The organism is Glutamicibacter sp. JL.03c, from assembly GCF_025854375.1.
Taxonomy (GTDB): Bacteria; Actinomycetota; Actinomycetes; order Actinomycetales; family Micrococcaceae; genus Glutamicibacter.
Genome location: NZ_CP107575.1, coordinates 622,228 through 635,515, shown reverse-complemented (window position 1 = coordinate 635,515; position 13,288 = coordinate 622,228). Strand labels below are relative to the sequence as shown.

Annotated in this window: 11 protein-coding genes and 1 riboswitch; of the genes, 6 read left to right on the top strand and 5 right to left on the bottom strand. The window is 59.9% G+C overall.

What is annotated here, in order from left to right; genetic code table 11:
- Window positions 1–140: 140 nt before the first annotated feature.
- On the bottom strand, window positions 141–566 hold the full coding sequence (locus OF385_RS02995; RefSeq protein ID WP_264276910.1) for a hypothetical protein: 426 nt from the start codon (window positions 564–566) through the stop codon (window positions 141–143).
- Window positions 567–662: 96 nt separating this feature from the next.
- On the bottom strand, window positions 663–1,226 hold the full coding sequence (locus tag OF385_RS02990) for a helix-turn-helix domain-containing protein (protein WP_264276909.1): 564 nt from the start codon (window positions 1,224–1,226) through the stop codon (window positions 663–665).
- Window positions 1,227–1,402: 176 nt separating this feature from the next.
- Here OF385_RS02990 and OF385_RS02985 point away from each other — a divergent pair, with 176 nt between their 5' ends.
- The 3 genes from OF385_RS02985 to OF385_RS02975 all read left to right on the top strand — a co-directional run bounded on the left by OF385_RS02985 (window position 1,403) and on the right by OF385_RS02975 (window position 3,612).
- The gene (locus OF385_RS02985) at window positions 1,403–1,987 is read left to right on the top strand and encodes a DinB family protein (RefSeq protein ID WP_264276908.1); all 585 of its coding nucleotides are present in this window, start codon (window positions 1,403–1,405) and stop codon (window positions 1,985–1,987) included.
- A 73-nt stretch (window positions 1,988–2,060) separates the two neighbouring features.
- Window positions 2,061–2,173: riboswitch (SAM riboswitch) on the top strand.
- A gap of 13 nt (window positions 2,174–2,186) precedes the next feature.
- A complete protein-coding gene (locus OF385_RS02980) occupies window positions 2,187–2,453 on the top strand; it encodes a hypothetical protein (protein WP_264276907.1) in 267 nt (88 codons plus the stop codon).
- Window positions 2,454–2,508: 55 nt separating this feature from the next.
- Window positions 2,509–3,612 (top strand): VIT1/CCC1 transporter family protein, encoded by a 1,104-nt coding sequence (locus OF385_RS02975; protein ID WP_264277842.1) that lies wholly within the window; start codon window positions 2,509–2,511, stop codon window positions 3,610–3,612.
- 14 nt (window positions 3,613–3,626) lie between these two features.
- On the opposite strand, the gene OF385_RS02970 is transcribed toward OF385_RS02975, so the two are convergent.
- Window positions 3,627–4,805, bottom strand: coding sequence for an LOG family protein (locus OF385_RS02970; protein ID WP_264276906.1), 1,179 nt, complete (start codon window positions 4,803–4,805; stop codon window positions 3,627–3,629).
- Between the two features lie 86 nt (window positions 4,806–4,891).
- Here OF385_RS02970 and OF385_RS02965 point away from each other — a divergent pair, with 86 nt between their 5' ends.
- The 3 genes from OF385_RS02965 (at window position 4,892) to OF385_RS02955 (ending at window position 10,804) form a co-directional block, all read left to right on the top strand.
- Window positions 4,892–8,239, top strand: a complete 3,348-nt coding sequence (locus OF385_RS02965; protein WP_264276905.1) for a DEAD/DEAH box helicase — start codon at window positions 4,892–4,894, stop codon at window positions 8,237–8,239.
- 162 nt (window positions 8,240–8,401) lie between these two features.
- On the top strand, window positions 8,402–8,686 hold the full coding sequence (locus OF385_RS02960; protein ID WP_264276904.1) for a hypothetical protein: 285 nt from the start codon (window positions 8,402–8,404) through the stop codon (window positions 8,684–8,686).
- Window positions 8,687–9,253: 567 nt separating this feature from the next.
- Window positions 9,254–10,804: an MFS transporter gene (locus tag OF385_RS02955; RefSeq protein WP_264276903.1), complete on the top strand. Its 1,551-nt coding sequence runs from the start codon at window positions 9,254–9,256 to the stop codon at window positions 10,802–10,804.
- A 206-nt stretch (window positions 10,805–11,010) separates the two neighbouring features.
- Here the strand turns inward: OF385_RS02955 and sucD are convergent, their stop codons facing one another.
- Both sucD and sucC read right to left on the bottom strand, forming a co-directional pair.
- Entirely contained in the window at window positions 11,011–11,913 is a 903-nt protein-coding gene (gene sucD, locus OF385_RS02950; protein ID WP_264276902.1) for a succinate--CoA ligase subunit alpha, read from the bottom strand.
- Between the two features lie 16 nt (window positions 11,914–11,929).
- Window positions 11,930–13,102, bottom strand: coding sequence for an ADP-forming succinate--CoA ligase subunit beta (sucC, locus tag OF385_RS02945; protein ID WP_264276901.1), 1,173 nt, complete (start codon window positions 13,100–13,102; stop codon window positions 11,930–11,932).
- Between the last annotated feature and the right edge of the window lie 186 nt (window positions 13,103–13,288).

The following is a 13,288-nucleotide window of genomic DNA, read 5'->3' as shown; positions in this document are numbered from 1 at the left end:
TTGTTGGCGAGGTCACGTCAAGGCTCAAGCCGCCAAACCTAGGACCATGACGCGCAAAGCCGCTGAATGCCACAGATGCCGTGACCCCTAGGGGGTCACGGCATCTGTCATCCGGGTTCGGCCATGGCTGCAACGCCCGCCTAGGTTCCCGGCGCTGCGCGATAGTTCTTCTTGCTGCCATTGACCAGCGAGCGATCGATTTCATGGATCCCGAGGGTTAATCCGGCGGAAAGAACCAGCGACTTCAGCATCAGTTCCGAGAAGTCATCGGCAACGTAAACCAGCTGGATTGGCCCGACCAGGATCAGCAGAATGACCGCCCAGAAGGCATAGGACCAGGAAACATGCGCTTGGGCCATCTGCGGGAAGCGAGCGCGGCGGCGGATGGTCCGCAGCCCCAGGGCCACAATCACCACGGCGATGATCACCGCGCCGATGAAAAAGAAATTGCGTTGCGTGCGGATCAAGGTCAGCGTCGTGCCGGCAAGAATGCCGACCAGCAATGAGGCCCACCAGCTGATGCAGCGCAGCTGGCCTCGTGTGCCAGTTTCCTCGCTAGTACCCACGCCACTCCTATCAATCACCGCATGGTGTGCGTACGCCGAGCACACCTTTTTAGAATACGCGCTGAACGGCATCACGCCGAATGGCGGCGCCTCGGATCAGAGGATCAAGGTCCACGTCACCAAGGCAACATCGTCCGACTCGTTCTCCCAGCTATGCGGTTCGCGCCCCGGGAAAGTCATGGTGTCCCCCGCTTGGAGCTCGACGCGCTGCTCTGGCAGCACCAGGGTGAACTTCCCGGCGATCACATGCAGCACTTCCAATTCGCAGTCCACGGAGTACAGCTCGGCCTCGCCGACCCCCTTGGGAGCGACTTCGGCACGGATCATCTGCACGCGCTTTTCACTGCGCGGCGTCACCAGCTGCTCGGTAATCCCTTCGCCGCCCAGCGACACCCGGGGCGCATCTTCCAAGCGCACCAGCATCGTCTCGGGCACTTCAAACAAGTTGCCCACCTCGATGCCAAGCACTTCGCACAACTTCAGCAGCGTTGACACCGAAGGACTGGTGAGATCCCGTTCCACGCGCGAGAGAAACCCTTTGGTCAGCCCGGACAGCTCGGCTACCTGGTCGATGGTCATCCGCTGCCGCTGACGCACCCCGCGCAACCGCGAACCAATATTGATCGCGGTTCCGCTTGATTCCACGGGCAGGGTTTTCATTCGTCAGCTCCATCGTGTCGTTTATTTCGGCACACCAGCGGCCATTTTTGGCGGTCGCATCAGGCTGCCGCGGCAAGTTTACCAATAGTAAACAGAGCATAGCGCCAGTCCTGCAAATATGCCTTGTCTCACACACTTCACACTTCGATATCGCTCCCGCTGATTAGACTCTTAGCATGGACCACAGCAAAGAGCTCCTGCTCGAATACCTCGGCGACGCGCGCCAAGCCGTCATCTACAAAGCCCAGGGGCTCAGCGACCGGCTGGCCCGTAAACCGCTGACCCCCACCGGAACGCACATCCTTGGTGTCGTCCATCATCTGGCCATCACCGAATACGGGTATTTCGGGCAGTGCCTCGGCCGGAGCGTGGACGACCCCTACATCCAGAACCTGCTGGATGCCGAGGATCCGCAGGCCGACTTCCTGCCGCCGGCGCACTTGAACGCGAACGGGATCATCGGCCTGTATCGAGACTCGATCCTCTTCTCTGACGCCGGCATCAAGTCGCTGCCACTCGATGCGCCGGTCGAGGTGCCCTGGTGGATCCGGCGCCGGCACACCACGCTGGAACAACTCGTGGTGCATATGATCGCCGAGACCTCCCGGCACGCCGGCCACCTTGATATCGTGCGCGAGCAGCTCGATGGATTCACCGGGCTACGCCCAGAAGCACCCAACCTCCCTGACTACTCCGCTGCGCAGTGGGCCGAGCAATTCGAGTCCATCAACCGCCTTGCCGACGGCGGTAGCCAGCTGTAGATCGACGGCCAGGTCATATTACGGAACAACTCTTCACTATGCGTAGTGCAGGCGGGTAGCATCACTGGTGTTGCTTCACGAGACACGGCGTCAAGCTCCGACTTGCCGTGCACCAACCCCAGATTCATGGGTGGTTCGGATGAAGAAGCGGTCCGTTCACTAGTTGTGCCCGGGCAAGAACCCAGCGAGAGTGCATCCCATGGCATATTCCGTCCTGCCCATCGTCGATGGCCAAACCGGCCAAGTGCAATTCACCGTCCAGGGCCACTGGCACATCTGCTACGTCAGCGATCCGCAACGCCTGGAATTCCTCCTCGCCCGATGCGCACGCCGCCCGATCTTCATCCCCGAGGCCTGCGAGCTCCGATTAGCCGTTGCCGCCGCCGGCAGTCCGCAGGGGCGCACCATTGCTTTTAGCCTTGCCAAATTCCCAACTCTGGAACCGGCCACTAAAATAGGTAGCTGACCTGTTCACCGGATTTCTCCAAGGAATTCGATCTGCCAAGAGAGCTGTTGTCGTGATGTCGAACCAGTCAGCAACCGAACCTACCCGCGCCCAGATCCAGCGCTGGCGAAAGTATCTGGCCGATGAAGTCGCCGAAGGCGCCATCTACCGCACCCTCGCGCAGAAGAAAACCGGACAGGAAAAGCAGATCCTGCTAGGTCTGGCTGAAGCCGAAGCCCGCCACGAAGAACACTGGCGAACCAAACTCGGCGAACAGGCCAAGCCGGTGCGCCCTTCATTGCGCCGCATCATCCTGCGTTTCCTGGCACGCAGCTTCGGCTCGGTCTTCGTCCTGGCCATGGCGCAGCGTTCCGAGAGCAATTCGCCGTACCGCAACGACAAGGACGCGACCGCGCAGATGGCCGCGGACGAACAGGTCCACGAAGAAGTAGTCCGCGCGCTGGCCACCGCGGGACGCGCCCAGCTCTCCGGCAACTTCCGTGCCGCGGTTTTTGGCGCCAATGACGGTTTGGTCTCGAACCTGGCGCTGATCATGGGCATCGGGGCCACCGGGGTTTCCTCGACCTTCGTGCTCTTCTCCGGCATCGCGGGACTATTGGCCGGTGCGCTATCCATGGCCGCTGGCGAGTTCGTCTCCGTGCGTTCCCAGCGTGAGCTGCTCACCGCCTCGCGCCCTACCCAAGTCACGCTGACCGCGGCGCCCAACCTCGATCTGGACTCCAACGAACTGGTGCTGATCTACAAGGCCCGCGGCATGAACGATGAAGATGCCGAACACCGCGTCGCGGAACGCATGGGCCTGTTCACCTGCGACTGCAACCCGTCCTTCTCCTTGAACCCCGAGGAACGCGCGGAGGAATTGGAAAGCGAACATGAGGAGCTCGGCTCGGCCACCGGCGCCGCGGCTACCTCATTCTGCCTTTTCGCTTCCGGCGCCGTGATTCCGATCCTGCCTTATATCTTCGGACTGGGCGGATTGACGGCAGTCATCATCTCCGTGGTCTTGGTTGGCATCGCCCTGATGATCACCGGTGCCATCGTCGGATTGCTCTCGGGCGCTTCGCCGCTCAAGCGGGGCCTGCGCCAGCTGGCTATCGGCTGGGGTGCCGCCGCGGTGACCTATTGCTTGGGTCTGCTCTTCGACGTACAGGTCGCCTGACCGGCCGCCGGCCCTCACCAGCGCGTGCGTCGACGCAAGGCGCCCATGGAACCGATGAATTCCATCGCCTCGGCGGCCGTGTCCACCAGGGCGATCCGGTCGTCCATGACCCGCTGCGCGGCGAGCGCTTTGAGCAGGGGCCACGCCGGCATGGTCGTGGTCCAGTATTCGCGCCCCAGCAGCACCATGGGAACCACCCTGGCTCCGGTGGCGTAATAGTTTTCGCAGGCATCCTGGAAGATCTCCTGGACCGTTCCGGCAGCCCCGGGCAGGACGATCAACCCGCCATTGGACTGCTCCAGGAGGATTGCTTCCCGGATGGAGTTGGTGAAGAACTTCGCGATTCTTGTGGCGAAGAGATTCGGCGGTTCATGGCCATAGAACCAGGTGGGCACGCCCAGTGATTGCCGGGCGCTGGGGAATCGCTCCTTGACGGCGAGCGCGGTGCGGGCCCACCCTGTGCGCTGATGAATGGCATCAGGCTCGGCAGCCAGCATTTCCAGGGCGACCCGGACGTCCGCGGGATCGTAGTCCGCCAGCCATGCACCCGCATTGGCCGCTTCCATGGCTCCCGGTCCCCCGCCGGTGGCGACGGCGTAACCGGCCCGGGCAATAAGTTGCCCGAGTTCCACGGTGCGCTCGTATTCGGGTGTCCCGCGCTCCATGGCGTGGCCGCCCATCACCCCAATCAACGGGGAATCCTTGAAGGCGCCCTCGTAGACTTCCGAGACGAGGGCCTGCCCGATGTGATGATCGTGCAGTGTCCTTGCCATCGCATCCTCGGAGGTGCGCACAGCTGGCGCCGTGTGCTGCTGCGAGTAGGCGTAGATCTTCGCGTCCGGAACCTGTTCGTAGCTTCCTGTCCGGATTCCCGAATACAGTTCCTCTGGGCTATACAAGCCCCGCTCACCCGTGGAGAAGGGAAGCTCCTGGCCCGAGCCCATGCACAATCCGCCCGTCGCCTGGACCAAGGTCCTGCCCTGCGGGGAGAATTCGCAGTCGATGAAGATCGCTTCTGAAAGATCCAGGGACCGCAGGACGGAATCACGCTCGCGCAGGTCGACGCGATGCACCCGCCAACCCATTCCCCGGGCCGAAGTTGCGGCCAGCGCCTCGGAAGCCAAGCGATCGAACTCGATCAGCGAGGTGATATTCACTGCCCGTGCCGGTAGATAGGGCCAGATGTGCGACATGCGTCAACGCTACGTCATAGATAGTGATTATTCACAGACCGGCCCTTCAACTTTCACCACGGGCCGGAACGTGAAACGATGAGAGGATGAGTGATTCTGTTCCACCAACCATCGACGCCCGCCACTTGCTGCGTTATCTCGGCGACGTCCCGTTCTTCTACGGAAAGAACATAGCGGCACAAGAAAATTCCGTGGTTGACGTGGAATTTGATGGATCCACTCGGCAAATCGAAGGCACCGTTCGTGCCAACGACGAAGAATTCTCGCCGATGATCCAGGTCCAGCAAGAGGGCAACGACTGGACAATCGAACTCTGCGAGTGCACTTGCGACAATCCAGGCATCTGCGCGCACATTGCCGCGTTGGCCATCGTCTCGAACAAGATCGCCTCCTTGCCGCGCTTGGTGGCCGTGCCGGAGGAGAAGAACACCGCAGCGTGGGCGCAGCAGATCGACGCGTGGTTTGAACCCTCTGAACCTGGCCCGGCCGATGGGCTTCTCGGCTCCCAGCACGACCCGGTGGTCGCCATGGGCCTGCAATTCATGCTCTTTGACGCGAAGAACACCACCCAGCAGCAGCAGTGGATGCCCACCGGAACCATCCCGCACCCCACCCGCAATAAGCGCTTCCGTTTGGGTGTGCGCCCGATGGTCCGCAATTCCGAGGGCCGCTGGGTGCGCGGGCAATTGCGCTGGACCACGTTGGGCTTCAAGACCTACGGGTGGAACCTGCTGCGTTCGCAGCACCACTGGTTCACCCGCTTTGCTTCCATGGCCCGTAGCGATACCCAGCTGCAGTTCAAGGTCGACGAAGACTGGCTGTTCATGGATGAATACGCCTCGGACCTCCTCTGGCCGCTGCTCCAGCAGGCCCAGGAGCTGGGCATCGCGCTCATTTCCACCCGCTCCGAGCAGCGCATCCGCATCGTGGAGCCAGCCAGTTTCAGCATGCAGGCCACGCTCGATGACCAGCAGATGCAGCTCGGCGGCATCCTGCATATCGACGGCCAGGACCTGAGCCTCGATTCCGACTCCCCTAGCGGCGTCATCGCCGACCATGGCTTCTACGCCCAGCTGGGCCAGCCCGATGAGATCTGGTTGGCGCGTAGCCAGGAACCGGTCGCACAAGCCCATCGCCGCTGGTACGTCGACCGCCGTCCGGTCACCGTCCCGGTTGCGGAAATCGACAGCTTCTTTGAATCGACCTACCCGCGTTTGGCACGCCGTTTTGATCTTCGCAGCGCCAGCGACGAGTTGGCGCTCCCCGATCTCAAGCCTCCCTATGTCCAGGCCACGGCCACCTACAAGCGGGATCTGAACGACAAGGGAGAGCCCAATGACTCGGCTACCTTGGAATTCCAGGTTCGCTACCCCGGCGTTCCGGACCAGCACGAGGTCTACGATTGCGAGGCCGAGGAGCAGTTGCGCGCGGCAATCAACGAGGTCTTCGAGCAAACCACCGGTGCTGGTAACCCGGATCTTTCCCCGAAATTCTACTCGGGCGAAAGCGTGATCACCTTCGTCTCTGAGATCTTGCCGGCCATCGAGAGCCTGCCTGTGGTGAAGCTCAGTGAAAAAGGCACTAGGCCAGTATTCCGCCAGCTGCGCGAACTTCCACAGCTGAAGATCAATGCGGTGAACCATGAACGCACCGACTGGCTGGATCTGGGATTGCTGATCACCGTGGGCGACCACGAGGTTACTTTTTCTCAGATCGTCGAGGCCATGAGCAATGGCGCGATGAAGATCAAGCTGCCGGACAATACCTGGTTCTCCCTGGACCAGCCGCTCTTCGCGAAGCTCAAGGCCCTCGTGGACGAGGCGCAGGCGCTTAACGACAAGCCCAAAGATGGAGACCTGAAGCTTACCGTCTTCCAGATTTCCATCTTTGAAGAGCTTGATGAACTCGCCGAAGGCATTGACGGCGCCGATTTGTTCATCGCCCGCATGCGCTCCTTGCTGAAGGTAGCCGAGGGCGAGCAAGCCAGCGTCCCGGAAACTTTGAACGCGCAATTGCGCCCGTACCAGGTGGAAGGCTTCCGCTGGCTGAGCCGGCTGTATGAAGGCGGTTTCGGCGGGATCCTGGCCGACGACATGGGCCTGGGAAAGACCCTGCAGACCATTGCCTTGATCCTTCATGCCCATGGGCTGTGGAATGACAGCGAGGCGTGCGCCAAGCTGCCAGCGGCCCAGCAGGCTCCGGCCCCGTTCTTGGTGGTTGCGCCAAGCTCCGTCGTCTCGAACTGGGAAACCGAAGTGAAGCGGTTTGCCCCGAGCCTGCGCGTGACCAGCATCGAGGGAACACTGAATTCGCCACGCCAGCTCAGCGAATTGGCCGAGAACTACGACGTCATCCTCACCACCTACACGCTGCTGCGCCTGAATGACGAGATTTATGAGGCGCAGCGCTTCGCAGGCCTGATCCTCGATGAGGCCCAGTTCGTGAAGAACCGTTCCACCAAGGCCCACCGCACCGCAGTGAACTTGCAGACCAACTTCAAGTTGGCGGTGACCGGTACCCCCATGGAGAACAATCTTTCCGAGCTCGGCGCCTTGCTGTCTCTGGTAGCACCGGCGCTCTTCCTGAATACGAGCCGCTTCAACCGTCAGTTCGCCCGTCCTATCGAAGTGCTCGGCGACAAGGACACCTTGGCTTTGCTTCAGCGCCGCATCAAGCCGTTCATGCTGCGACGCACCAAGGAATCGGTGGTCCTCGATCTGCCGCCAAAGCAGGAGCAGCAACTGTTGGTTCGCCTCTCGGATGAGCATCAGCATGTGTACGACACGCACCTGAACCGCGAGCGCCAGAAGATCCTGCACCTGGTGGAGGACCTTGACCGCAACCGCTTTACCATTTTCCAGTCGCTGACGCACTTGCGCATGCTTGCACTGGAACCTTCATTGGTTGACCCGGAACTATCTGATGTCCCGGGGTCCAAGCTGGAAGCCCTGTTTGATCAGCTGGACGATGTTCTGGGCGAAGGCCACCGCGCATTGGTCTTCAGCCAGTTCACTTCGTATCTGAAGGTCTTGGCCGACAAGCTCACCGAACGAGGCGTGAATTTTGTGTATCTCGATGGAAATACGCGAAATCGCTCCAAGGTCATCGAGCAGTTCAAGGAAGGCGAAGCGCCTCTGTTCTTGATCTCCCTGAAGGCCGGTGGCTTCGGGTTGAACCTGACCGAAGCGGACTATTGCTTCCTTTTGGATCCCTGGTGGAATCCTGCGGTCGAGGCCCAGGCCATTGACCGCACGCACCGTATCGGCCAGACTCGTCAGGTGATGGTCTACCGGATGATCTCCCAGGGCACCATCGAGGAGAAGGTCGTTGCGTTGCAGGAAAGCAAGCGCAAGTTGATCTCCACCGTCATGGACGAAGCCGATGGGTTCTCTAAGGCGCTCACCGCACAAGACATCAGAGGACTGCTCGAGTAACAGGTTGATTAATTCTCTGGGAATAAGAGGCGACTGCTGGCCAGACGCGATATATTCGATGTGTCAGTTGGTATGCGCTAAACCACACATAGTGCGCCCATCGGTCACTGGCCTGAGCGGATCCGCGCTAGGGCGAAACGAACGATAAAGGCGGTAATAACCGTGTCCCTGATTAAGTCGGAGACTATCAGTACCCCCGATGACGAATGGATGCGCGCGTCGGTAAGTACCGATAAAGATCGTGTGGTCATCGAAACTGGACAGCAGCGTCTGTCCCTGGAAAACGATCGCCTGCTGGAGAAAGTCCGCCGGGTACTCGCATCTCCAATCGAAGAGATTTTTTACAACCCCAAGCACAGGATGCTTCTGATCCCCGGCGCTTTTGCCGTCATCGGTTCCTCATTCCTGCGGATCGATGCTGAAGCAACTGTCGGCCTGCGAGGCTGACAATCGTCCACCATATGCCCCAAGATGCCTCGCCGGCACCCTTGGGGCATTGTCGTGTCCGCCTCAACCCAACAGCCGGTGCCGGATGTTCGACGAAACGCGGGTGCCCGGCAATGAAGAATCCTCAAAATATAGCTCTGTGACGGGCGGAATTCTTAGTTTTCCGCGGTTTCCCTGCCGTGTCGTTCAGAGGCCTTCGCCACATTTTTGGCGCCAAGCTTCCGCACACAAATTTCACATTCAACTCGTCTCAATGCCTAATGTCTTCAACGGTTTCAGCCGGTCGGCCTCGCGTGGACAAGGCATCTCAAGGCCTCTTGCGCGAGACGTGGGACACACCCCGCTTAGGGGAAATAATCGGATTTTTGGTAGAGTTGATAACTATCCGCTCAAGCGTTTCATCGCTCGAAGCCCGTTTTTAGGCGGTTTTCGAGTAGGAATCTATCGATTTCGATGAGTCGCCCGGTGTCCGTATGTGACTTCAGAGAGTAATCTTTGGCTCGATTGTCATGGCAGTGCGGGCGTCGGTTCCACGACAAGATCAAGAAAGATACGAGGAGTGAAACTATGGAAGCAGCAAATCCACGTAAACAACGGTTCTTTAGAAAACGCCGCCTGAAAGTAGAAGACGTCAACGTCGTTGACGACTCAATGCTGAAGAAGGCCATCGGCGGAACTGTCGTCGGTAACCTCATGGAATGGTACGACGTTGGTGTCTACGGATACCTTGCTGTCATTATCGGCAAGCTGTTCATGCCGGACACCGTTGACCCTGCAATTCAGACTTTGTTCAGTCTCGGCGTCTTTGCCGTGACCTTCGTTGCGCGCCCTATGGGTGGCGTGATCCTTGGCCAGCTCGGCGACCGCGTTGGCCGCCAGAAGATCCTGGTCTTCACCTTGCTGATGATGGCTCTGGCCACCTTCGGCATTGGTATCCTTCCGGATTACTCGGTATGGGGCGTAGCAGCACCAATTCTGCTCGTCGTTTTGAAACTGGTTCAGGGATTCTCCACCGGCGGTGAGTACGCCGGTGCTACTACGTTCATTACCGAGTACGCACCCGATAAGCGACGCGGTTTTTACGCCTCGCTGCTGGACCTCGGTTCCTACATGGGCTTCGCGGTAGGCGCGGCATTTGTATCGATCCTGCAGCTGACTTTGACCGAAGACGTCATGGAAGGATTCGCATGGCGCATTCCATTCCTGGTGGCGTTGCCGCTTGGTGTTATCGCGTTGTGGTTCCGTTCCAAGATCGAGGACACTCCAGCGTTCAAGGAGGCCCAGGAAGCCGCCAGCCGCGCCAGCGAGGATGCCAAGAATTCGCCTGATGCACCCAAGGGTGTCATCGCGTTGGTCAAGTCCTATTGGCGCGAGCTGCTGACCGGCTTCGTTCTGGTTTCGGCGGCCAACACCGCTGGCTACGCTTTGACTAGCTACATGCCGACGTACCTGACCGAAACTCTTCATTACGACCCGGTCCACGGCAATTTGCTGACCCTGCCGATCCTCGTAGGCATGTCGTTGTGCATCCCTCTGGGCGGCAAGCTCTCCGATACCATCGGGCGCCGCAAGGTGTTGTTCATCGGTTCCGTTTCCGCAATCGTCTTGGCCATCCCTGCATTCTTGTTCATGATGCACGGCGCTATCTGGTCCACGCTGGTTGGCCTGGCTCTGCTGGCCTTCCCGGTGACCTTCTACGTGGCTAACCTCGCGTCGTCGCTGCCGGCGCTGTTCCCGACCGCTTCGCGTTACGGTGGCATGGGCATTTCCTATAATTTCGCCGTCGCGATCTTCGGTGGTTTCGCACCGTTCATCATGCAGGCCCTGGTCACGATGACGTCATCGTCGTTGGCTCCAGCATTCTGGGTGATGGGTACTTCGGTAGCCGGTTTCATCGCGGTGTGCTTCCTGAGGGAATCCGCTCGCAAGCCGTTGCCGGGTTCGTTGCCTTCGGTTGCCACCGAGGAAGAAGCCATTGAACTGGTCGAGACCCAGGAAGAGAATCCTGACCTCGACGTTGAAGAGCTCTTCGAACAGGTGCCGGCGCTGGAAGAAAGCTACCAGCAGGAAATTGCGGATCAGGGTAAACCTGGAAAGGACATGACCCCGCAGCCGTGAGGCTGATCCGCCGCCCCTCGAGTCCGCACCGGATCCGTCCGCAATGGCTCTGGGCGTCGCTAACTGAATACCAAAGGGGAAGGCTGCCGATGAGGCAGCCTTCCCCTTTGCTTCGTTCTGCCAAGCGCTGGCAGTCGTTGATACGGTAGAGAAAAGCCATGCCCCGGATCCGAAGATCCGGGGCATGGCTTTCGCTCAGCGTCAGCTTAGAGAGCTGCGAAAACTTCGCGCAGCAGTACAGCAGTCTCCGAAGGAGTCTTGCCGACCTTCACGCCAGCGGCTTCCAGAGCTTCCTTCTTGGCCTGGGCGGTGCCAGCCGAGCCGGAGACAATGGCGCCTGCGTGGCCCATGGTCTTGCCCTCTGGAGCGGTGAAGCCAGCCACGTAGCCAACAACTGGCTTGGTGACGTTGGCCTTGATGTAATCAGCTGCACGCTCTTCAGCGTCGCCACCGATTTCACCGATCATGACGATGGCCTTGGTCTCTGGGTCAGCTTCGAAAGCAGCCAGTGCGTCGATGTGGGTGGTGCCGATGACTGGGTCACCGCCGATGCCGATTGCGGTCGAGAAGCCCAGATCGCGCAGTTCGTACATCATCTGGTAGGTCAGGGTGCCGGACTTGGAAACCAAGCCGATTGGGCCCTTGCCGGTGATGTTGTTCGGGGTGATGCCAACCAGTGCTTCACCCGGGGTGATGATGCCTGGGCAGTTAGGGCCGATGATGCGGGTGATCTGGTTGCCGTCGGCGTCAACCTTCGACTGTGCCAGAGCCCAGAACTCAGCGGAGTCCTGTACTGGAACACCTTCGGTGATGACTACGACGAGGCCGATTTCAGCCTCGATAGCCTCGATGACCGCGTCCTTGGTGAACTTTGGTGGCACGAAGACGATCGATACGTCTGCACCGGTCTCGGCCTTGGCCTCGGCCACGGTGCCGTAGACCTTGATGTCCTGGTCGCCATGGGTGACGGTGGTGCCAGCCTTGCGGGCGTTGACGCCGCCAACAATGTTGGTGCCAGCCTTGAGCATCAGGGCGGTGTGCTTGGTGCCTTCGCCGCCGGTGATGCCCTGGACGATGACCTTGGAGTCCTTGTTCAGGTAAATGCTCATTGTTCGCTTATCCCTCTTACTTCGCTGCGTTGGCGAGCTCGGCGGCCTTGTCGGCGCCCTCATCCATGGTTGCTGCCAGGGTGACCAACGGGTGGTTGGCCTGGGCCAAGATGGCACGACCCTCTTCAACGTTGTTGCCGTCCAGGCGGACAACCAGTGGCTTGTTCGCTGCGTCACCCAGGGTGTTCAGCGCGCCAACGATGCCGTTTGCGACAGCGTCACATGCGGTGATGCCACCGAAGACGTTGACGAAGACCGACTTGACCTGCGGGTCGTTCAAGATGACGTCAAGGCCGTTAGCCATGACCTCAGCCGAAGCTCCACCACCGATGTCAAGGAAGTTAGCTGGCTTGACCGAACCGTGGTTCTCGCCAGCGTAAGCAACGACGTCCAGGGTGGACATGACCAGGCCAGCACCGTTACCGATGATGCCTACTTCGCCGTCCAGCTTCACGTAGTTCAGGCCAGCGGCCTTTGCCTTGGCTTCCAGCGGATCGGCTGCGCCCTTGTCTTCCAGCTCTTCGTGAGCTGGGTGGCGAACCTCAGATGCGTTGTCGTCCAGGGAGACCTTGCCGTCCAGTGCGACGATGTCGCCGGCGCCGGTCTTCACCAGTGGGTTGACCTCCACGAGGGTTGCGTCTTCTTCCTTGAAAACAACCCAAAGCTTCTGGATGGTTTCGGCAACCTTGGCACGCAGTTCTTCTGGGAAGTTAGCTGCCTCGACGATTTCAGCGGCCTTCGCGGCGTCGATGCCGACGATTGGGTCCACTGCGACCTTGGCCAAAGCCTCTGGGCGCTCAACTGCGAGCACCTCGATCTCCATGCCGCCTTCAACCGAGCACATTGCAAGGTAGTTGCGGTTTGCACGGTCCAGCAGTACCGAGAAGTAGAACTCCTCGGCGATGTCGGCGCCCTGGGCGATCATGACCTTGTTAACGGTGTAGCCCTTGATGTCCATACCGAGAATGGCGGATGCGTGCTCGAAAGCCTCATCGGCGGTCTTAGCGACCTTAACGCCGCCAGCCTTGCCACGGCCACCGACCTTGACCTGTGCCTTTACTACTACAACGCCGCCGATCTTCTCAGCTGCGGCCTTGGCTTCTTCCGGGGTGTAAGCGACGATACCGGCAAGCACGGGAACGCCGTGTGCCTCGAATAGATCGCGCGCCTGGTACTCATACAGGTCCACGGGTTTGTGTCCTTCGTTCGAAGTTCATGCTGACTCGCGGCATGGCCACAGACCGAAATCCATGCCATGCCTAAGAGAGCGCACCGCAACAAACGGACGTCATAAGGCGCCGTAGCCCGTGCGCACCTCTCAGACTATCCCGACTTTCGTAAAGTTCCCACTTTTACAACACGTAGAGAAACTGCG